Origin of the sequence: Nonomuraea sp. NPDC050540 (genome assembly GCF_044457485.1) — a bacterium.
Lineage (GTDB): Bacteria > Actinomycetota > Actinomycetes > Streptosporangiales > Streptosporangiaceae > Nonomuraea.
The window spans coordinates 153656-174005 of sequence record NZ_JBITHA010000007.1; the positions used below are offsets into that span (position 1 = coordinate 153656).

19 protein-coding genes are annotated in these 20350 nt (G+C 73.7%); 9 read left to right on the plus strand and 10 right to left on the minus strand.

Annotated features, from left to right (window positions below; translation table 11 throughout):
- Positions 1 to 17: 17 nt before the first annotated feature.
- On the plus strand, positions 18 to 938 hold the full coding sequence (locus ACIBI5_RS24930; protein ID WP_397250566.1) for an alpha/beta fold hydrolase: 921 nt from the start codon (positions 18 to 20) through the stop codon (positions 936 to 938).
- 34 nt (positions 939 to 972) lie between these two features.
- Here ACIBI5_RS24930 and ACIBI5_RS24935 read toward each other — a convergent pair whose 3' ends face one another.
- Positions 973 to 2484 (minus strand): amidohydrolase family protein, encoded by a 1512-nt coding sequence (locus ACIBI5_RS24935; RefSeq protein ID WP_397250568.1) that lies wholly within the window; start codon positions 2482 to 2484, stop codon positions 973 to 975.
- Positions 2485 to 2521: 37 nt separating this feature from the next.
- On the opposite strand from ACIBI5_RS24935, the gene ACIBI5_RS24940 reads away from it, so the two are divergent.
- The gene (locus ACIBI5_RS24940; RefSeq protein WP_397250570.1) at positions 2522 to 2812 is read left to right on the plus strand and encodes a hypothetical protein; all 291 of its coding nucleotides are present in this window, start codon (positions 2522 to 2524) and stop codon (positions 2810 to 2812) included.
- Here the strand turns inward: ACIBI5_RS24940 and ACIBI5_RS24945 are convergent.
- Together ACIBI5_RS24945 and ACIBI5_RS24950 are read right to left on the minus strand one after the other, a co-directional pair.
- Positions 2790 to 3500, minus strand: a complete 711-nt coding sequence (locus tag ACIBI5_RS24945) for an alpha/beta fold hydrolase (protein ID WP_397250572.1) — start codon at positions 3498 to 3500, stop codon at positions 2790 to 2792. The two genes, ACIBI5_RS24940 and ACIBI5_RS24945, sit on opposite strands and share 23 nt — an antisense overlap.
- Positions 3497 to 5338 carry an SIP domain-containing protein gene (locus tag ACIBI5_RS24950; protein ID WP_397250574.1) on the minus strand — a complete coding sequence of 614 codons (1842 nt, stop codon included), beginning with the start codon at positions 5336 to 5338 and terminating at the stop codon, positions 3497 to 3499. The genes ACIBI5_RS24945 and ACIBI5_RS24950 overlap by 4 nt, the downstream gene beginning before the upstream one ends.
- 170 nt (positions 5339 to 5508) lie before the next feature.
- On the opposite strand from ACIBI5_RS24950, the gene ACIBI5_RS24955 reads away from it, so the two are divergent.
- A complete protein-coding gene (locus ACIBI5_RS24955; protein WP_397250576.1) occupies positions 5509 to 7164 on the plus strand; it encodes an ABC transporter ATP-binding protein in 1656 nt (551 codons plus the stop codon).
- Positions 7157 to 8887 (plus strand): ABC transporter ATP-binding protein, encoded by a 1731-nt coding sequence (locus ACIBI5_RS24960; RefSeq protein WP_397250578.1) that lies wholly within the window; start codon positions 7157 to 7159, stop codon positions 8885 to 8887. The genes ACIBI5_RS24955 and ACIBI5_RS24960 overlap by 8 nt, the downstream gene beginning before the upstream one ends.
- Here ACIBI5_RS24960 and ACIBI5_RS24965 read toward each other — a convergent pair.
- The 4 genes from ACIBI5_RS24965 to ACIBI5_RS24980 are packed head-to-tail and all read right to left on the minus strand — an operon-like array spanning position 8850 to position 12737.
- Positions 8850 to 9854 carry an ABC transporter substrate-binding protein gene (locus ACIBI5_RS24965; RefSeq protein ID WP_397250580.1) on the minus strand — a complete coding sequence of 335 codons (1005 nt, stop codon included), beginning with the start codon at positions 9852 to 9854 and terminating at the stop codon, positions 8850 to 8852. The two genes, ACIBI5_RS24960 and ACIBI5_RS24965, sit on opposite strands and share 38 nt — an antisense overlap.
- Positions 9851 to 10642 carry an ABC transporter ATP-binding protein gene (locus tag ACIBI5_RS24970; RefSeq protein ID WP_397250582.1) on the minus strand — a complete coding sequence of 264 codons (792 nt, stop codon included), beginning with the start codon at positions 10640 to 10642 and terminating at the stop codon, positions 9851 to 9853. The genes ACIBI5_RS24965 and ACIBI5_RS24970 overlap by 4 nt, the downstream gene beginning before the upstream one ends.
- On the minus strand, positions 10639 to 11712 hold the full coding sequence (locus ACIBI5_RS24975; protein ID WP_397250584.1) for a FecCD family ABC transporter permease: 1074 nt from the start codon (positions 11710 to 11712) through the stop codon (positions 10639 to 10641). Before ACIBI5_RS24975 ends, ACIBI5_RS24970 begins: the two co-directional genes overlap by 4 nt.
- Complete coding sequence (locus tag ACIBI5_RS24980) at positions 11712 to 12737, minus strand: FecCD family ABC transporter permease (protein WP_397250586.1); 1026 nt, start codon at positions 12735 to 12737, stop codon at positions 11712 to 11714. Before ACIBI5_RS24980 ends, ACIBI5_RS24975 begins: the two co-directional genes overlap by 1 nt.
- Before the next feature lie 128 nt (positions 12738 to 12865).
- Between ACIBI5_RS24980 and ACIBI5_RS24985 the strand changes: the two genes are divergently transcribed.
- A complete protein-coding gene (locus ACIBI5_RS24985; protein ID WP_397250588.1) occupies positions 12866 to 13606 on the plus strand; it encodes a helix-turn-helix domain-containing protein in 741 nt (246 codons plus the stop codon).
- Positions 13607 to 13655: 49 nt separating this feature from the next.
- Here the strand turns inward: ACIBI5_RS24985 and ACIBI5_RS24990 are convergent, their stop codons facing one another.
- Positions 13656 to 14918, minus strand: coding sequence for an MFS transporter (locus ACIBI5_RS24990; RefSeq protein WP_397250590.1), 1263 nt, complete (start codon positions 14916 to 14918; stop codon positions 13656 to 13658).
- A 24-nt stretch (positions 14919 to 14942) separates the two neighbouring features.
- Here ACIBI5_RS24990 and ACIBI5_RS24995 point away from each other — a divergent pair, with 24 nt between their 5' ends.
- Genes ACIBI5_RS24995 through ACIBI5_RS25010 form a run of 4 tightly spaced genes read left to right on the plus strand, consistent with a single transcriptional unit; the run spans position 14943 to position 18844 of the window.
- Entirely contained in the window at positions 14943 to 15824 is an 882-nt protein-coding gene (locus tag ACIBI5_RS24995) for a winged helix-turn-helix transcriptional regulator (protein ID WP_397250592.1), read from the plus strand.
- 27 nt (positions 15825 to 15851) lie between these two features.
- Complete coding sequence (locus ACIBI5_RS25000; protein WP_397250594.1) at positions 15852 to 16850, plus strand: alpha/beta hydrolase family protein; 999 nt, start codon at positions 15852 to 15854, stop codon at positions 16848 to 16850.
- 24 nt (positions 16851 to 16874) lie between these two features.
- Complete coding sequence (locus ACIBI5_RS25005; protein ID WP_397250596.1) at positions 16875 to 18020, plus strand: serine hydrolase domain-containing protein; 1146 nt, start codon at positions 16875 to 16877, stop codon at positions 18018 to 18020.
- Between the two features lie 35 nt (positions 18021 to 18055).
- Complete coding sequence (locus ACIBI5_RS25010; RefSeq protein ID WP_397250598.1) at positions 18056 to 18844, plus strand: helix-turn-helix domain-containing protein; 789 nt, start codon at positions 18056 to 18058, stop codon at positions 18842 to 18844.
- On the opposite strand, the gene ACIBI5_RS25015 is transcribed toward ACIBI5_RS25010, so the two are convergent.
- Positions 18797 to 19450, minus strand: a complete 654-nt coding sequence (locus tag ACIBI5_RS25015; protein ID WP_397250600.1) for a class I SAM-dependent methyltransferase — start codon at positions 19448 to 19450, stop codon at positions 18797 to 18799. The genes ACIBI5_RS25010 and ACIBI5_RS25015 overlap by 48 nt on opposite strands.
- Before the next feature lie 48 nt (positions 19451 to 19498).
- Entirely contained in the window at positions 19499 to 20341 is an 843-nt protein-coding gene (locus tag ACIBI5_RS25020; RefSeq protein WP_397250602.1) for an alpha/beta fold hydrolase, read from the minus strand.
- Positions 20342 to 20350: the final 9 nt, after the last annotated feature.

The following is a 20350-nucleotide window of genomic DNA, read 5'->3' on the forward strand; positions in this document are numbered from 1 at the left end:
GACCGATCGGGGAGGCCGTGAACCACATCCAGGGCACGACGGAGTGGGTGCCGACCCGCGACGGCCGCCGCCTGCACGCCATGGTGCTGCCCGGCCCAGAGCCGGCAGCGGCACCCGTTCCAGAGGCGATGACGACGCCCGGCCCAGAGCCGACGACGGCGGCGGGGCCCATGCCGACGGTGGTGTTCGAGGCCGGGGCCGCGGTCGGCCGGTCGTCGTGGGCGCTCGTGCAGCCCGCCGTGGGCGCGTTCGCGCGCGCGATCGTCTATGACCGCGCCGGGCTCGGCCGCTCCCCCGCCGACCCCGTCTCGCGGACGCTGCGCCGGATGGCCGGCGATCTGGGCGATCTGCTTGACCACTTCGGCGCCGGGCCGTACGTGCTGGTGGGGCACAGCGCCGGCGGCCCGATCGTCAGGCTCGCCGCGGCGGCGCGCCCGGAGCGGGTCGCCGGGCTGGTGCTCGTCGACCCGGCCGACGAGGCCGCCGACGTGCTGTTCAGCCCGGCCTTCCGGCGGGTGGAGCGGGTGGTGGTCCGGGTCAACCTCCTGCTGGCCCACCTCGGCCTGCTCGGGTTCGCCTACCGGTCCACGATGCTGACGTTGCCTCGGGACGCGCGGCGGGACATGCGCCGGGAGGCGTTCACCGCGGCCGCCGTGCGCACCCATCGCGCCCAGGTACGCACGTTCCTCGACGAGCTCGCCACCTGGCGGATCGGCCCGCCCCACCTCGGCGGCCTGCCGGTCACGGTGGTCTCCGGCGGCCGGGCGGGGAACGGCATGCCCGCCTCCACCAGAGCCGCGGCCAACGCCGCCCACGCCCACCGGGCGTCCCGGTCACCGGCCGGACGCCATGTGATCGCTCCCCGCTCCGGCCACTACGTCCCGCTCACCGACCCCGAGGTCGTCGTGACCGAGGTCGCCCGCCTCCTCCGGCCCTGACGTCACCGGCACGCGCGCTCCTTCGACCCTGATGTCAGTGGCAGGCGCAGGCGGGCACCGCCGCCGCGCTGCCCTGCTCCTTGGCCGCCGCCTCCACCTCGGCCAGGATGTGGGCGCGTTCCCTCGGCCCGATGAGGCGGCCCCGGGTCATCACCGCGTGGATGCGGCGCGTGTTGCGGATGTCGGCCAGCGGGTCGGCGTCCAGGACCACCAGGTCGGCGGCCTTGCCGGGAGCGAGCGTCCCCATGGTGTCCTCCTGGCCGAGGAAGCGGGCCGCGTCGCGGGTCATGGCCCGCAGCGCGGCCATCGGCGCGAGCCCTGCGCGTACCAGCAGCGACAGCTCGTCGTGGGCGCTGAAGCCGGGGAAGACGTAGGGGTTGTAGCAGTCGGTGCCGCCGAGCACGCCGACGCCGGCCCGGTGCAGGCGTCCGACCAGGCTCAGGAGCCGGTTGAAGAAGTGGCGCTGCTGGGCGATCTGCTCGGGCGTGACCGGAGCGACGATCTTCAGGCTCTCGGCCCAGACGGCGCGGACGGCGGCCGGCATGTACTTCAGTCGCGGATCGTCGGCGTAGGTCTCGGCGGGCTGGGTGACGACGTTGAGCACCGACAGCGTGGGCGAGTGGCGGCTGCCGTCGCGGATGAGCAGCTTGTACAGTTCCCTGGCCTTGGCCGGGTCGTAGGTCTCGGCCGCCAGCCGTTCCATCTCGCGCACCATGGTGTACCAGGCGCGCGGGTCGGCCGGGTCGATCGGCGTGTCCTCCATCCGGCGGCGGAACTGGCGTTCGCGGCTGGAGGTGGCCAGGGTGAGGCCGAGCAGATGCTCGAAGCACCGCTGCCCGGCCCGGCTGGCCTCGGCCATGGGCACCAGGTAGGGGACGTGCCCGTCGACGCGCAGTCCCGCCGCGCGGGCCTCGTCCGCCAGGGCGTGGAAGGCGTCGCGGCCGAGGTAGGAGTAGATCTTGAGGAAGTCGGCCCCGGCGGCCTGTTCCGCGCGTACGGCCCGCCTGGCCTCGGCCGCGTTCGCGACCTTGGTGGGCAGGGGCCCCAGCAGCGAGACGGGGCCGTCGATGATGTTGCTGGCCACGACCATGCGCGGGCCGAGCAGGTCACCGCGTTCGATCCGGTCGCGCAGCGCGTGCAGCGGCGGGGAGCCCCACATCTCCCGGACGCCGAGGACTCCGTTGGCGATGTACAGCGGCGGGGCGATCTTCTCGTCGAGAGTCCCGTGGGTGTGCATGTCCCACAGCCCGGGGATGACGTACCGTCCGCGCAGATCGACCACGTTGGCCGACCGGTGTCCGGGTGCGCCGTGATCGTCGCCGATCCAGGCGATCCGGCCGCCGGTGACCACGATGGTGACGCCTCGCCGTACCGGCGCTCCCGTGCCGTCGATCAGGCTGGCCCGCCGCAGGACCGTGAGGTCCGGTGCGTGCGCGCGGGCGGGTGCCGGCGGCGAACCCGTCGCCAGTACGGCTCCCGCGCCGGCCAGCGAGAGGCCGCGTAAGACGTCGCGGCGGCCGGCGGGCTCACTCGGGATGCTGGGCATGAGTGCTTCCTTCCCCGTATGCAGTGATCCTTCCAGTGTGATCGACAGGCCTGGTCGCCGAAAGGACCGCTATCTCCCCCGCCGCCACCCCCACGCGTCACCGCCGGGGCCCAAGGGCGAGACGGTCTCGTTCGTCGCGCCGATGATCGGGGCGAGGGTCTCCAGCGACGGCGGGTGCTCGGCCACCATCACCGGCCCGTCGGCGAACTCCGCCGCCTTCTGGGGCCTGACCTGCGGGGCGGGCGGCACGACCGTCGTCAACAAGATGAGCCTGGAGGTCGTCGGCGTCACCGGGAAGACCGCGGTCATCCGCATCCGTCCGGCGTGAGGCCGGGCCGACCGGCGCACCACGTGTTGACCAGCGCGGCGAGCTCGTGCGGGCGGCTGAAGAAGGCGCTGTGGCCGCAGTCCAGGTACAGCCGATCGGCCGCCGGGTGGAGCCGGGCCGCGTAGAGCTCCTGGGCGCGGCGGGAGACGGCCCGGTCCCGGGTGGTGTGCACGTAGGCGAGGCGGACGCCGTCGGGGAGGCGGTGCCGTACCGGCGTGTTCAGGACGGAGACCGGCTCGGGCGTGAGGTTGCCCACCAGCGTGCGGGCGTCGTCCGGCGGCAGGTCGTGGCACAGCAGCAGGCGGGCCAGGGCCGCGGGCATCACGATGTCGCCGCGCCTGCCGACGCCGAGCAGCTCACGCAGGCGGTTCAGGGGCGCGGGGAGCGTGCCGAAGTAGGACTGACCGTCGCGCGGGACGACGGCGGCGACGAACATGGCCCCGTGGATCCGGTCCCCGGCGCGGGCCAGCGCTTCGAGCGCCACGATGCCCGCCAGCGAGTGGGCGACGACGACGGCCGCCCGCATGCCGGACGCGGCGCCGGCGACGGTGTCCGCCCACCCGTCCAGGCCGGCGTCGCGGGGCAGGTCGACGGCCACGGCGGGTAACTCCAGCCGGGGCAGCACCCGCGACCAGCACCACGACCCGTGCATGCCGCCGTGCACGAGGACCACGCCGTCCGCCGTCACCGATCCTCCGGTGACGCGTCCATGACCCACATCCGGTGGTCCCACCCGATGTCGCGGGCCGTCCGCACGCGCAGTCCCGCCCGCTCGGCGAGCTCCCCGATACGGCCGGCCGTACGCAGGCCGGAGCCGAAGGCGCACCGCAGCCGCAGGTCGTGCAGCACCACGTCGGGGTCGTCGGGACCCTCCGGCCTGAACTCCTCCACCATGACCAGCGTCCCGCCCGCGGGCAGCCTCTTCGCGGTCTCGGCGAGCACCAGTTCGGCGTCCTCGTCGGACAGCCAGGTCAGCGCGTGCGCCAGCAGGACGGTGTCGTCGCCGCCGGGCGGCACCAGCTCCGCGGCGGGGACCAGCTCCACCCGCGCCAGCACGTCGGCGTCGAGGATCCGCTCACGCAGCACGCCGAGCGCCGACGGCATCGCCGCGATCCGCACGCGCAGTCCCGGGTCGGCCTTGAGCAGGGCGTTGACGATGGTCGCCGCGCCGTTGCCGCCCGCCGTGAGCGACTTCACCGCGGCCCAGTCGTAGGCGCCGAGGACGCCGGGCGCGACCCAGCGGGCGCTCTCCTCGACGGCTTCGCGCGCCGAGCCGCCCAGGCGCGCGTCGGACGGCATCGCGGCCGCCAGCGGCTCGCCCGTCTCGGTCCGGTACCCGGCCCCGCCGGTGCGCAGCGTCCGCACCAGCCCGGACAGCGACAGGTCGAGCGCGGCCCGCGCGCCGCCGAGGTGGTACTCCTCGGCCGAGTGGTCGTCCTCGACGAGTTCCTCGCTGACGGGCGTGAGCCGGTACCGGCCGTCGGGCCCGGCGGCGAACACCTCGATCGAGACCAGGTAGTCCATCAGCGCGGTGAGCCCGGCGGGGTCCGTCGAGGTGCGCTCGGCCAGGGCGGCCAGCTCGCCCACGCCGGAGTGGACCAGGTCGACCAGGCCGAGCGTGACCGCCGCCCTGATGGCGAAGCCCGGCGCCAGGTCGGTGAGCTCGTGCAGCCGTTCGTGCGCGCCGTCGTCCTCCTCCGGTACGGCGTGCGGAGCCTCGCTCAGGCGCCAGTAGCCGGTGATGTGGGTCTGCTCGCGCGGCACCCGGCGCTCGGCGGCGAGGTGGCGGCGCAGTCCCTTGAGGGAGATCGCCTCGCCCGCCGCCCAGGCGAAGACGGTGCCCGGCAGCCAGTCCATCTGCCTGACCGCCCGCTCCAGCAGGTCCGTCGTGCCCGCCGGGGCGCCCTGGCGCGAGAGCCACGTGATGTCGGCGGCGGCCCGGGTCGGCAGGTCCTGGCGGTGCGTGTCGTCGCCGATCTCGATGAAGACCTTGGCCTTGACGCCTTCCGGCATCTCGGCCAGCCACCTGCCGATCGCGGGCAGCGCGGTCTCGTCTCCGGCGATCAGGATCCAGTCGGCGCCCTCGGGGTGGTGGTGGGACATCTTCGGCCCGGCGATCCAGGCGGTCTGTCCTGGCGTGGCCTGTTCGGCCCAGGATGCCGCGGGCCCGTCGCCGTGCCGGACGAAGTCGAAGTCGATCTCCCCGGCGTCGGGGTCGTAGCGGCGCGGGGTGTAGTCCTTGGCGATCGGGCGTTCGCCGGCCGGCCAGTCGAGGCTGCTGATGTTCTGGCGGGGCAGGACGGGACGGTCCCCGCCGTCGGCGGCGAAGAAGAACTTGACGTGGTCGTCGAAGCCCTCCGAGCGCAGCGGCGGCAGGTCGAACCCGTCACGGTGGAAGGCGCGCAGCTGCGCGCCGCCGAGCGTGACGCGCCGCATCCCCGGGGTGACATCCGTGACGCGCAGGACGGTCAGCTCCCTCAGCACGATGGGGAACGTGACGACCGTACGGGGGTTGCGGGTGGGCATCCGCACTGCTCCTTCCTCGGGGCGACCCCGCCAGGCTAGGGCGGGCGGCGGGGGCGCGATCCAACCAGGCGTCCAGCCCGTGCCACTGCCGCGCACGATCGGGCGGCGACTTCGACGGCGTGCGCTCTGCCTTGGAGCCGCGGGCGGGTGCGGTACCTACGGTTTCGGCCGTGACGAATCGGCGAGGACGGCGGCTGCTGCGGCAGTGCCTGGTGCGGGTGCGAGCGGACCTGCTGCGCGCGGTCGCGGCGGCGGTGGTCAGGCAGCTCGCGTTCCTGGCCCTGCCGTGGCTGCTCGGGCGGGCGGTCGATCTGGGGGTGCGGGCCGGTTCGGTGCCCGCCGCGGCCGGCTACGCCGGCGCCTTCGTCGTGGTGGCCGCCGCCGAGTACGCGGGCATGCGGGGCTGGCAGAAGTGGGCCACGCTGGCCGACGTCCGGGCGGGCGCGTGGCTGCGTACCCGGCTGCTGCGGGCGATCCTGGCGGTCGACACCGAGACGATGCGGCGCGACGCGGCCGGGTTCGGCGACCTGAGCACCCGGGCCACGCGTGACGTCGGCGCCGTCCAGGTCTGGGTGCACGGGCTCACCACGTGGGTGGTGATCGGCGCCACCGGGCTGGTGCTGGTCCCGGCGTTGGCGGGTCTCGACCCGCTGCTGCTCCTGATCGCAGCGCTGACCGTGCCGCTGCTGCTGGCGGTCAACCGGGTCTTCCCGCCGCTGTTCGACCGGCGCGCGGAAGAGCTGGCCGTGGCGCACAGCGGGCGCGGGACGGTGGCGGAGCACCTGCTGACGGCCTTGCTCCCCCTGCGCGGCGTGGGCGCCGACCGGCTCATGGTCGAGCGCCATCAGGGCCACAGCGCCGAGGTGAGCCGCCACACGATGCGCCTGGCCTCGGTCGGCTCCGCCTGGGAGGCGGCGGTCTTCGTGGTGCCCCGGCTGGCGGTCGTGGCCGGGCTGTTCGCGGGCGGGTACGCGGCGCTGGAGGGGCGCCTCACCGTGGGCGAACTGACCACGTTCGTGTTGTGGATGGGCACGGTGTCGCTGGCGGTCACCGTCATGACCGCCAGGCTCGGGGACCGGGCCGAGGCGCGTGTCGCGGCCGGGCGGATCGAGGAGATCCTGGCGTTGCCCGGCGTGCCGGAGGGCGGGAGCGCCCTGCCGCGCGCCGGGCTGCTGCGGGTCAGCGGGCTGAGCGTCGAACGGGAGGGCGGGCTCGTGCTCGGCCCGCTGGAGCTGAGCGCCGCGCCCGGCGAGTGGGTCGTGCTCACCGGTGCGACCGGGTCGGGCAAGAGCACGCTGCTGCGGGCCATCGCCCAGCTGGTGCCCTCGACGGGCGAGGCTTCGTTCGGCGGGGTCCCGCTGCGGGGCAGCGACCCCGGCGACCTCTACCGCACGCTCGGGTTCGTCCCGCAGGGGCCGCTGCTGCTGCACGGCACGATCGCGGAGAACCTGCGGCTGAGCGGCGACCACCCCGATCACGAGATCGAGCGGGCCGCGTTCGCGGCCGGGCTCGACCTCGTGCTGAGCGGGCTCGGCGACGGCTGGGACACGCAGGCGGGCGAACGCGGCGGCGCGTTGTCCGGCGGGCAGCGCCAGCTGATCGTGCTGGCCAGGGCGCTGCTGCGCGACTGTCCCGTGCTGCTGCTCGACGACGTCACCTCGGCCCTGGACGCCGGCACCGAGGCCCGCGTGCTGGACCGGCTGCGCCGCGCGACGGCGGGCAAGGCGGTCGTCTTCGCCGGCCACTCACCGGCCGTCCTCGCCCGCGCCGACCGGCGGGTCGCGCTCGCGGGCGGCACACTCACGCAGGAGCCCACCCGTGCCTGACCAGCCCGTCCTCGCCGACCTGCCGGACCAGCGGGCGGTCTTCCGCCGTGCGGCGGTGTTCCTGCGCGGGCACCGGCTCGCGCTCGCGGCCGTCGTGGCGCTCAACCTGACCGGCGCCGCCCTGGCGGTCGGCGTGACCGCCGCGATCGGCCGGGTGATCGACGCGGCCGGCGGCGGGCGGGCGGGCGCGCTGGCCCTGTGGTCGGGGGCGCTGCTCGTCCTGGTCGCGGCCGGGGGCGCGCTCGCGTGGTCGTCGCGGTACTGGCTGGTCAGGGTGGGTGAGCACGCGCTCGCCGGGCTGCGCGAGCGGGCCGTGTCCGCGCTCGGCACGGCACCGCTGCGCTTCGTCGAGGCCAACCGCAGGGGCGAACTGCTGCGCCGGGTGACCGGCGAGATCAACGGGCTGGGCTCGTTCGCCGGGGCCACGCTGCCCGACCTCGTCACCGGCGCCGCGGTCCTGGTGTTCACCGTGGTGATGCTGGCGGCGTACTCGTGGTTGCTGACCGTGGTGATGCTGGTGGCGTTCGTGCCGCCGGCCGTGCTGATCGTGCGCCGGTTCAAGGCTCGGGCCGGCGTGGCGTACGGCGCGGTCGCCGCCGCGGAGGCCACGGTCGCGGCGCGCTTCGCCGAGTCCCTTCCCGCCCAGGAACAGTTGCGCGTCAACGGCGCCGTGCCGCGCTGGCTGGCGCGCTTCGGCGCCGACAACGACCGGCTGCTCGACACGCAGGCGGCGCAGGTGCGCGCCGAGCTGGAGCTCAACCGGCTCGCGCTGCTCCAGGCGGCCTGCGTGGCGGTGGTGCTGGCCCTCAGCGCGTGGCTGGTCGGCCGGGACCTGCTCAGCGTCGGCGTGGCCGTCGTGTTCGTCCTGGCCACCCGGGACATCTTCCACCGCTTCGAGGATCTGGCCGCCTCGATCGGCGAGGCGCGGGAGGCTCACGTACGGCTGGCGCGCGTACTCGACCTGATCGAGGCGAGCGCGCCCACCGGCGGCGCGGACGACGGCGGCGACCTGCCCGCGCGGGGGGAGCTCACGCTGTCCGGCGTCGGCTTCTCCTACGGCGGCGCGCGCCCGGCCGTCGACGGCCTGTCGCTGACCGTCGCCGCCGGTGACCGCCTGGTGATCGCGGGACGGACCGGCTCGGGCAAGTCCACCGTGGGCAAGCTCATGGCCGGGCTGTACACGCCGGGCACCGGTGCCGTCCGCTTCGCCGGGCACGATCTGGCCGCCGTGGACCCCGCCCGGGTGCGGGCGCGCGTCGTGCTGGTCCCGCAGGACGTCCTGCTGGTGGACGGCACGCTCGCGGAGAACCTGGCCATGCTGCCCGTCCCCCCGGACCGCCGCCGCGTCGAGGCGGCGCTGCGCGAGCTCGGGCTGGCCGGATGGGTCGCGGCGCTGCCGGACGGCCTGGACACGAGGGTGGGCACGCACGGCTCCCGCCTGTCGGCCGGGGAGCGGCAGCTGGTGGCGATCGTCAGGGCGGCCCTCGCCGATCCCGCGGTGCTGATCCTGGACGAGGCGACCGCCGAGGTCGACCACGAGACGGCCGCCATGATCGAGGGGGCGCTGTCGGCCGCGGCCGGCGACCGGACGCTGATCGTGATCGCCCACCGGGCGGGCACGATCGCGCGCGGCCGCCGTCTGCTGTCCATGCCCGCGGGCCTGGTGACGGTCCCCGGGGAGGGCGTCAGCCTCCGGCGACCGCCTTGGCCAGGATCGGAGTGAGCTGCTCGACCACCCAGGAGGAACTGAGCGCGTCGGGGTAGGCGATCGCCGAGGAGAGCGTGTTCTCGGCGGGCACCACCGCGACGTGCTTGTTCTTGACCGCCTCAAGCGACTGGAAGAGCTTGTTGCCCGCCAGCTCCGACGCGCTGAGCAGGCCCTCGTCGCCGAACGGGTAGGTGACCAGGACGACGTCGGCGTCAAGCTGGTCGAGGTTCTCCAGGCTGACCCCGTTGTCCTTGGCGGTGTAGCCGGCGGCTTTGTCGGTCTTGCGCAGGCCGAGGTCCTCGAAGATGCCCGGGTCCTGGTCGGCGTAGGACATGAACGTGATCTGCTCGGGGTGGACGACGACGTAGGTGTAGGTCTTGCCGCGGAAGGCGGGGTTGGCGGCGGCGGCGTCCGCGATGGCCTTGCGGTTGGCGCCGATCACCGCCTCCGCCTCGGCGCTCTTGCCCAGCGCCTGGGCCGCGACCTTCAGCCGCTCCTGCCACGGCAGGGTGTCGGCGTCCTTCTTCTGGGCGTAGGTCACCACCGGCGCGATCGGCGCGAGCTTGGCGTAGTCGGTGTCCATCCCCCAGGTGTTGACGCCGAGGATGACGTCCGGCGCCTCGGCGGCGATGGCCTCGTAGTCGGTGCCGTCGGTGTCGTCGTAGGTCTTGAGGCTGGTGACGCCGAGCTTGTCCATGGCCCGCTTCTTGTACTCGGGGATCGCCCCGCCGTCCTCGGTGTCGGGAGTGATCACCGGCACCAGGCCGAGGGCCAGGGCGATGCTGGTGTCGCCGTCGGAGACGGTCGCCACGCGAAGCGGCTTCTTGTCGATGGTGTCCCCGCCCCAGGCGTTGGTGAGCGTCACGGGGTACACGCCCCCCGCCGTGCCTGGGGCGGCGGCCTTCTGCGCGGGCCGGTCCTGTGCCGAGCAGGCGGTGACCAGGGCCAGGCAGGCCGCGGCGGCCGCGACGAGCTTCTTCATCGGTTCCTCCTTGACAGTGGGAAGATCTGTGGCGTCCCGTCGACGGGGTGGGGCACGACCGCGCAGGTCAGGCCGAACACCTCCGCGACGGTCTCCTCGGTGAGCACGTGCTCGGGCGGGCCCTGGCGCACGATCCGGCCCGCGCGCATGGCGACGATGGTCGAGGCGTACAGGGCGGCCTGGTTGAGGTCGTGGGAGACGAGCACGATGGTCTTGCCGGTGCGCTCGTTGAGCTCGGCCAGCAGGTCCATCACCTCGATCTGGTGGGCGATGTCCAGGTAGGTGGTCGGTTCGTCCAGCAACAGCGTCGGCGTGTCCTGGGCCAGGGCGAGCGCGATCCAGACGCGCTGCCGCTGGCCGCCGGAGAGCTGGTCGACCGGCCTGTCGATCAGCTCGGCGGTGCCGGTGGCCAGCAGGGCGTCGGCGATGACCGCCTCGTCCGCGGCGGTACGGCGCCGCCCGAAGCGGCGGTGGGGGTGGCGGCCCCTCCAGACGAGGTCGCCGACGGTGATGCTCTCCGGCGCGACGGGCGACTGCGGCAGGACGCCGAGCCTGCGGGCCACCTCCTTGGTCGGGGTGGCGTGGATGTCGGCGCCGTCGAGCAGGACCGCGCCGGCGGCGAGCGGCAGCAGCCGGGCGATGGACTTGAGCAGAGTCGACTTGCCGCACGCGTTCGGTCCGACCAGGGCGGTGATGCGGCCGGCGGCGATGCCGGCGGACAGCTCCTTGATGATCAGCGACGTGCCGTAGCCGCTGCTGATCGCGCGAGCTTCGAGCTGGTAGGTCATGAGGTGGCTCCGGTTCCGCGGCGAAGGATCAGCCAGAAGAAGTAGGGCGCGCCGAGCAGCGCGGTGAGCACGCCGGTGGGCACGGGGCTGATGACGGGCGCGTGCTGGGCCGCCAGGTCGGCGCCGAGCACGATGACCGCGCCGACGAGCGGCGCCAGGACGAGCGTGTGCCGTCCGCCGGTCAGCCTGACCGCGATCGGGCCGCTGATCAGCGCCACGAAGCCGATCGGCCCGACCACGCCGGTGGCCAGCGCGGCGGCGCCCGCGCCCAGCAGGAGGGTGGCGACGCGGGTTCTGGGCACGGTCGTGCCGAGGCCGGTGGCCAGGTCGTCGCCCAGGACCATGCCGCTCAGCGGTCGGTCCAGCGCCGTGGCGCCCAGCGCGCACAGGACGAGCGCCACCGCCAGGGTGACGACGCCCTCCCAGCTCACGCCGTTGACGCTGCCGACCAGCCAGCGCATCGCGATGGCGATGCTGTGCTGGTCGGCAGCGGTGAGCAGGTAGTTGGTGTACGCGACGCAGACGGCGCTGAGCCCGATGCCGACCAGGACCAGCCGGTAGGTGTCCACGCCCTGGCGCCAGCTGATGGCGTGGATCGCGGCCACCAGCAGGAACGATCCGCACAGCGCCGCCAGCGGGATGCCGAGGGGCAGGGAGGGCGCCAGGACCAGGGCGGTGGTGGCGCCGGCGCCGCCGCCCGCCGAGATGCCCACGATGTCGGGTGTGGCCAGCGGGTTGCGGATGAGCCGCTGGTAGAGGGCGCCCGACAGGCCGAAGAGCGCGCCGGACAGCGAAGCGGCCAGCGCTCTCGGCAGCCGGTTCTGGAAGACCACGTAGTCGGCCAGGCCGGTGCGCAGGCCGAAGGCGGCGGGCAGGATGTCGGCGGGATCGACCCGGCGGGCTCCGCCGAGGAAGATCGCCGCGGTCAGCAGGGCCGCGAGCAGCGCGCAGCACAGGAGGACGAGAGCCGCCAGCCGCCTGACCTGGCCCCGCCGCGTACGCCTGATCGTGGCCAGCACGGCGGCACGGCCGGAAGCGCCCGCGCCCACGCGGGTGTCGAGCGGGTTCATCAGACGCGCACCAGGTTCCCGCGGCGGGCCAGCCACACGAAGAACGGCGTGCCGACGACCGCGGTCATCACCGCGACCTGGATCTCACCGTTGCGCAGGACGAGCCGTCCGGCGATGTCGGCGCCGAGCAGCACCACGGCCCCGCAGGCCATGGACAGCGGGAGCGACCAGCGGTGGTCGGCGCCGACGAGCATCCTGGCGCAGTGCGCGCCGACCAGGCCGACGAAGGCCACGGGGCCGACCGCCGCGGTGGCCGCGGCGCAGAGCAGCACCGCCACGGCCGCGCCGCCCAGCCGCGCCCTGCCGACCTTGACGCCGAGCGCGGCGGCCGCGTCGTCGCCCATGCTGAGCATGTTGAGGGTACGGCCCAGCGGCAACGCCAGCACGAGCCCGGCGAGGACGAACGGCGCGATCTCGTCGAGGATCTCGGCCCGGCCGGTGAGCTGGCCCACCGACCAGAACCGCAGGTGGGCGTAGACGGCTTCGTCGCGGACGACGAGCAGGGTGATGAGCGAGCTCATGACGGCGGCCACCGCGACCCCGGCCAGGACGAGCCCGATCGTGGTGCTGCCGGCGGCGCTGCGGGTTCCGACGGCGTACACGAGCGCGGCGGCCAGCCCCGCCCCGGCCAGCGCCGCCCAGAAGGAGCCGCCCACCCCGGTGATGTCGAAGAACAGGATGCCCAGCACCACGAACATGGCCGCGCCCTGCTCGACGCCGAGGATGCCGGGGTCGGCCAGCGGGTTGGCGGTGAGCGCCTGCATGATCAGGCCGGAGGCGCCGAGCGCGGCGCCGACCGCGAGTCCGAGCAGGGTGCGCGGGATGCGCTCGGTCCACAGGACGTGGCCGTTGTAGCTGTCGCCTCCCGGGTCGGCCAGGACGCGGACGACCTCCAGCGGCGAGATGTCGCGGGCGCCGAGCGCGATGCCCGCGACGGTCACGACGGCCAGGCAGAGGACGGCGAGCAGGGCGACCGCCACGCCACGGGTGAGCACCGGTCTCGGCTGCTGCGGGGTGTCAGTCATCGGTCATCCTGGGCTCCTAACCTGGCGAACGGCAGATTAGGTTACCCTTACCTTACTTGGGCGGGTCCAACGCGGCGGGCGGCCGCTCACACTCAGGGGCCACCCATCCACGAGGAGGTTGTGCGACCGTGACGGAGACAATGGCCGCGCCGGAGGTCCTGGCCGACGACGAGTTCATCGCGGACTGGGGCCATCCGACGCACGCGCACGACTTCCACCAGTTCCTGTACGTTCCGCTCGGGCGGATCACCGTCACCGCGCACGGGTGCGAGCATCGGTTGTCGCCGTCGGTCGGCGTGTGGATCCCGGCGGGGGTGCCGCACAGCGCCAGGTTCGGCCCCGACTCGCTGATCGTCGTGGAGACGTTCGAGACGGACCTGTACCGGCTGCCGCACACCGAGGTCACGACCGTGAACGTCACCGACCAGCAGCGCAGGCTGCTGCTCAGCCGGATGCGCAGATCGGCCCCCGCCGACGACGCGGACGTGTTCGCCGCCCTGTCGGCCGGCCATCGGGCCAGCCTGCCTCTCCCCCGGCCCAGCAGCCGCGTGGCCTCGGCCGTGGCCGAGCAGCTCAGCCGTACGCCCAGCGACCCGCGCACGGCCGCCGAGTGGGCGCGCAGCCTGCACAGCAGCTCGACGAGCCTGCGCAGGGCCTTCAGGGCCGAGACGGGCCTGGCCTTCTCCGAGTGGCGCACGCGGCTGCGTCTCAACCAGTCCCTGGAGTTGCTGGATCGCGGGCACCTGGTCAGCGCGGTGGCCGCCAGAGTCGGCTTCACCAGCGCGAACGGCTACATCCTGGCCTTCCGCCGGCACTTCGGCCAGACGCCGGGGGCGTACGTGAGAATGTCGGTGGCCCGCTCCGCCTGACCGCGCCTCCAGGGTCCAGGAGAAGGCGATGGAGAATCGGCAGAGTGTTTCACCTCGATTCCGGGGACATGGCGGCGTGCTGGTGGTCGGAGAGGTCGCGCAGGCGGCGTACGCGCGAGAAGAGCAGGATCAGCGGCACCGCGGCGGCCACCACCGCGAAGAGCAGCAGGGTGGCCCGGCCGCCGAGGACGCCGGCGACGCCTCCGGCGAGCAGTCCCCCGATCGGGATCGCGCCCCAGGAGACGAAGCGGACCGTCGCCATGACCCGCGGCAGCAGCTCGGGCGGGCTGGCGAGCTGCCGGTAGGTGCGGGTCACCACGCTGAGCACCACCACACCGGCCGCGAAGACGGCGCTGCCGGCGGCGAAGGCGACGAATCCCGGCACGCCCGCGCCCAGGGGCAGGACGAGCGCCCCGGCCACCGAGACGAACCCGGCGGCGATCAGGGCGCGGGCGCTGCCGAACCGGGCGGTGATCCGGGTGGTCAGCGCGGCGCCGATCAGCGTGCCGGCCCCGTCGGCGGCCAGCAGGATCCCGAGGAGGGCGGGTGAGGCGTGCAGCTCGCGCACCAGGTACAGGGCGAAGAGCGCGTGCTGGGCCCCGCAGACCGCGTTCGCCGCGGTGGCGGCCCACATGCAGGGGCCCATCACCGGGTGGTGCGCGACGAAGCGCCAGCCTTCGGCGATCATCGCGCGCATCGGCGGCCACTCGGCGGGGGCTTCGGCCCGCCGTTCCGGCAGTGTGCGCAGCAGCAGCGCGGAGACGAGATAGCTGACCGCGTCGACCAGCAGGGTCGGGACCGCTCCCAGCATCTGGACGACGAGGCCGCCCACGGACGGCCCGCCGAGCTGTGTGACGGCATGGGTGCCCGAGGTCAGGCTGTTGCGCGACTGCAGCTGCTCCTTGCTCACGATGGACGGCAGGAAGGTCGAGTTGGCGACGTCGAAGACGACGTTCGCGAAACTGATCACGAGCGCCACGGCCACCAACTGGGCGACCGTGAGGGCCTGCCACCACCAGGCCAGCGGGATGGAGACGACCGCCGCGGCGCGGGCCAGGTCGGCGGCGATCTGCACGCCGCGCATGGGCAGCCGCTGCACCAGCACCCCGGCGGGAAGGCCGATCACGATCCAGGCGACGTAGCCGGCGGCCACGATCAGGCCCATCTCGAACGCGGAGGCGTCGAGCACCGTCAGGGCGGTCAGCGGCAGCGCCACCCCGCCCACCGCCGAGCCGATCGCGCTGGTGGTGCCGGCGCTCCACCACCGCCAGAAGACGCTCGTCATCCCGGCTTCCTCCTCAGTAAGTTCCATTTTGAAACGCACTATAGTGGGAGCGTGAAGCGCGCTGATCTCCAGGACGCCGACTGCGGCATCGCCCAAGCTCTCGGCGTGATCGGCGACTGGTGGACGTTCCTGGTGGTGCGGGACGTCGCCGGTGGCACGACCCGCTTCGACGACCTGCAGCGCGAGCTCGGCGTCAGCCGGCGCGCGCTGGCCGAGCGCCTGGCAGGGCTCGTCGCGCACGGGGTGCTGGAGAAGCGGCCCTACTCCGAGCGCCCGCCGCGCCACGACTACGTGCTGACCCCGAAGGGCGAGGGCCTGCTGCCTGCGCTGATCGCGTTGCAGGACTGGGGCACCAGGCACGTGATGGGCGACGGCGCGCTGACCGCCGCCGGCGAGCACGGGTCGGCGGAGTCGCGCCGCGTGCACGATCTGGTCGGCCGCAAGCTGCCGGACGTCGTGCTGGAACGCCACGACGGCCGGCCCTTCGCGGTCGGCGCGCCAGGCGATGCCTGGAGCGTGTTCTACCTCTTCCCCGGCGCCTTCGCCCCCGGCGCCCACGCCTATCCGCCCGGCTGGGGCGACATACCGGGCGCGGCCGGTTGCACGCTGGAATCTCTCACGTACGCCGCGCGGCGGGCCGATTTCGCCGCGGCCGGAGCCGGGATCCGGGGCGTCAGCACCCAGCGGCCCGACCAGCTGGCCGCCTTCGCCGAGCACACCGAGCTGCCGTATCCCCTCCTGTCAGACCAGGACAGCAAGCTGGCGGCCGGGCTGCTGCTGCCGACGTTCCGCGCGGCCGGCGTCGACCGTTTCAAGCGGCTCAGCCTGCTCGCCGATCCCGGCGCGGTCATCCGGGCGGTCCAGTTCCCGATCACCGATCCGGCCGGTTCGGTGGCGGAGATGCTCACTCTCATCCATAACGTTCGCAAATAGGCCGATCGTATCGGCTACGATAGTTGCATGAGAGTTAGAACATGGATCGTGCTCTGCGTGCTCGTCCTGGTCGCGGGGACCGGTGTGTGGATCGTCGTGCAGAACGACTTCGCCGTGCGCGAGGTGGAGGTGAGCATCCCGGGACCGAAGCAGCCGTTGACGGCGGTGCTCGCGCTGCCGGAGGAGGGGAAGGGGCCGCACGGGCTGATCGTCTTCGCGCATGGGGACGGCGAGGCGGACGCGAGCCGGGACGGCTTCTACCGCCCGCTCTGGGAGGCGTTCGCGCGCGCCGGGTACGCGTCACTGTCCTGGAACAAGCCGGGCGTCGGCGGCGCGCCGGGCAACTGGCTCGACCAGAGCATGGACGATCGCAGCGCCGAGGTCGAGGCCGCGCTGGACTGGGCGAAGAAGCGGCCGGAGATCGACCCGGGGCGGCTCGGGCTCTGGGGCATCAGCCAGGGCGGCTGGGTGCTGCCCAAGGTCGCCGGTGACCGTGGCGACGTGCGCTTCATGATCCTCGTGGGTGCGGCGGTGAACTGGCTGCGGCAGGGCGAGTACAACCTGCGGGCCGAACTGCGCGGCCAGAGCACGCTCGACGCCGAGCTCAAGCGGCGCGCCGCCCAGATCCGCCTGCTGGAGGCGGGCGTGGGTTACGACCGCTACCTCGCCTCGGGGCTGGACGACCCGCCGATGAGCAAGGACCGCTGGCGGTTCGTGCTCCGCAACTTCCGCGCCGACGTGACCGATCAGCTACCCGGCATACGCGTCCCGACGTATCTCCTGCTCGGCGACCACGACCGCAACGTCGACGTCAAGGAGACCGAGGCCGCCTACCGCGCGGGCGTCCCCCGCGACCTGCTCACCGTCGAGGTCCTGCGCGGCGGCTCCCACAGCGCGGCCAAGCACGAACTGGACCATCCCGACAGCATCTGGGGTGCGGTCACGGCCGTCGCGGCGCCGCGGTCCCTGTACGTCCCCGGCTATCTCGACGCGCTCACGGCGTTCGTGAACAAGCATGGTCACTGACCACCGACACACGGAGGGACCACCATGATCTTCAGGACACTCGTGCCGGCGTTAGGCCTTCTCGTGGGCGGGCTGACCGTGCCCGCCTCGGCCCAGGCGCCGCTCACGACCGCGCTGGACAAGGCGTTCGCCAAGGCGGCGGCGAGCACCGGCGATCCCGGCGCCCAGGCGGTCGCGATGCGCGACGGGAAGGTGATCTGGTCGGCGAAGTCCGGCCGGGCGATCAACGAGCCGTCCGCTCCGGTCACCGGCTCGACGATGTTCAGCCTGGGCAGTTTCGGCAAGACGGTCCTGGCCGCGTACGCCCTGCGCCTGACCGAGAAGAAGGTCCTGGCGCTGGACACCCCGATCTCCGCCTATGTCGGGAAGAAGGTGGCGGGCTCGAACGTCGTCACGCTCCGGATGCTGCTCACGCACACCGCCGGCTATCCGGACATGTACGCCGATCCCGCGACCGCTCCCCTGTTCGCGGGCGGCAAGAAGTACGACCCGGACCGGCCCTACACCTTCGCCATGCTCGCGCCTGGCATCCGCAAACCGGTCAACCCCGGCAAACGGCACGCGTACTCCAACACCGGGTTCATCGTCCTGGCCCACGTGCTGAGCAAGGCCTCCGGCGGCGGCGCGGCCCTCGAACGCGACCTGCGCCGTTTCCTGCGCGGGGCGGGCACGGGCGGCGGCTCCCTCACCGCCGAGCGCTCGGGGCGGGCCCTCTCCCGCTTCGCCCACGGCTACATCGCCGGCGACGGCGGCGCGCTGACCGACTTCTTCACCGCCTACGGCGCCAAGGGCATCCCCACCGACCTGTACGGCCTGCCGTTCGGCGACGGGATGTTCGCCGGCACCGCGACCGGCGGCGCCCGCTTCCTCGACGCCCTGTTCGCCGGCGACCGGCTGCTGCGCCCGGCCACGGTCAAGACGATGACCACGCCGTCACCCCAGTCGCAGGCCGCCGACGGCACGTACGGCATGGCCACGGAACGTACGAAGGTCGGCAGGCGCACCTGGCAGGGGCACGCGGGCGCGTACGGCGGATTCACCTCGATGGGCGCCACCGACCGCACCCGCGGCGTGACGCTGATGGTGGTGACCAACCGGATGGCCGCCTCGGACGTGGCCGGCACGATCTGGACGAAGCTCGCCCAGGCCTACGCCTCCGCCACCCCCTGACGCCACCGGCTGTGGCGCCTGGCAGCATCGGCGGGGTGACGTCCGGGGACGGAGCGGCGCCGTACTTCGCCGTCCACGAGGGGTACGCGCTGTACCGGGGCCCGGTGTCCGACAGCGTCGCGCATCGCCACGCCGCCTTCCAGATCGCCATCGCCGTGGAGGGCGAGGTGTGCATGCTGGACGCCGGCCGGACCCGGCACGGCGCCGCGGCGCTGGTCGTGCCGCCGATGGTGGGGCACCGGATCCTCGCGGTGGAGAAGCTGCTCACGTTCTTCGTCGAACCGCACTGCGCGTTCGCCGACCGGCTGCGGGCGCGCTGCGGCGCCGGGATCACCGCCGCCGCCGACCTGCGCGGCCTGCGCGAGCAGGACGTACGCGGCGGCGGCGCGCACCCGTCCGGCGAGCTCGACCCCCGCCTGGTGGCGGCGATGCGCGCCCTGGCCGGCCGGGATGCGACCTCCGCTCCGGGCGCGGTACTCGCCGCGGCCGGCCGGGACGGATGGCCGCGGGTCGTCGGTTCCATGCCCACGCTGGCCGCCGAGGTCGGGCTGTCGCCGCAGCGGCTGCGGGCGCTCGCGCGGCGGCAGCTGGGCATGCCGCTGTCACGCTGGCGGATCTGGGTGCGCCTGCGCAGGGCGGCCGAGGCGATGCGGGCCGGGCAGTCGCCGGCCGGCGCGGCGATCTCGGGCGGCTTCGCCGACCAGGCGCACTTCACCCGGCGGCTGCGCGAGATGATGGGGCTCACCCCTGCCGTCGTGGCGCCCCTGCTGCGCCGCTCAGCCGCGGCGGGCGACGTACACCGAGATGGAGCCCGTGATCGTTGAGACCACCTCGGCCTCGCGCACATCGCCGAACCCGGCATCGGCCATGAGCGCGGGCAGGATGCCGTCGGCGTTGGGCTGGGTGTCGGCTCTGCCGTCGGCGAGCTGGACGACACGGAAGGCCGTGCGCATCAGGGCCGAGCGCTGCAGCCCGTAGTCGGCGAGCACCAGCCGCCCGCCCGGCCTCAGCACCGCGAACATCGACGCGAGTACGGCCCGCTTCATCGCGACCGGGCACTGGTGCAGCACGAGGCTGGAGACGGCCGTGCTCGCCGAGCCCGCCTCGACGATCTCGGTGAGCGCGTCGCCCATGCCGGCGCGCCACTCCAGCTCGGCGCCCGCGGCGGCGGCCTTGCGGCGGGCCAGCGCCAGCACGTCCGGGTCGGGGTCGACGCCGATGAGGCGGGCGCGCGGCTCGACCCGGTGCAGCAGCAGCGCCAGTGAGCCGGTGCCGCAGCCCACGTCGACGATCACGTCGCCGGGCCGCGGCGCGGCGTGCATCGCGAGCAGGCCGCGCCACAGGCGTTCCCGTGTCAGCGCGGCCACGGCGTCGTACAGGCGGGTGGGGGCGAAGCGGCCCAGGGCGGGAGTGAAGGCTCGTCCGGTCATGCCGGGCAGTCTTCATCCCGCGTCAGGCCCCGGTCTTGAACGAACCGCTCACCTGCCGGCGAAGGCCAGCAGCGCCTGGTTGACCTCGTCGGCGTGCGTCCACAGCAGGCCGTGCGGGGCGCCCTCGACCTCGACGTACTCCGCCTCGGGGAACGCCTGGTGGAAGGGGCGTCCGGTGGCGTCGATCGGCAGGATGTTGTCCTTGGTCCCGTGCAGGATCAGCGACGGCTTGCCGGCCGCGCGTACCGCCTCGACGTCCTCGCGGAAGTCCTCGATCCACGCCGGGACCACCGCGTAGGCGGCGACCGGGGCGGAGGTGGTGGCGGTGTTCCAGTTCGCGGTGACGACCTCCTGGCTGATCCTCGTGCCGAGGTTCTCGTCGAGGTTGTAGAAGTCCTTGTAGAACTGGGTGAACCAGGCGTAGCGGTCGGCTCGGGCCGCGGCGGCGATGCCGTCGAAGACCTTCTGGGGCACGCCGGTGGGGTTGTCGTCGGCCGCCACGAGGAACGGCTCCAGCGAGGCCAGGAACGCGAGCTTGGCGACGCGCTCGTGGCCGTGGTTCTTGACGTAGCGGGCGAGTTCGCCGGTGCCCATGGAGAAGCCGACGAGGATGACCTCGCGCAGGTCGAGGGTCTCCAGCAGCGTGTTGAGGTCGGCGGCGAAGGTGTCGTAGTCGTAGCCGCCGCCCACCTTGCTGGACTGGCCGAAGCCGCGGCGGTCGTAGGTGATGACCCGGTAGCCGGCGGCGAGGAGTTCGCGGGTCTGGAGCTCCCAGCTGTGGCCGTCGAGCGGGTAGCCGTGGATGAGCACGACCGGCCGGCCCGCTCCCTGGTCCTCGTAGTAGAGCTCGACGGCGGTGCTGTTTTCCGTTCCGACCTTGATGTGGCCCATGAGATCTTT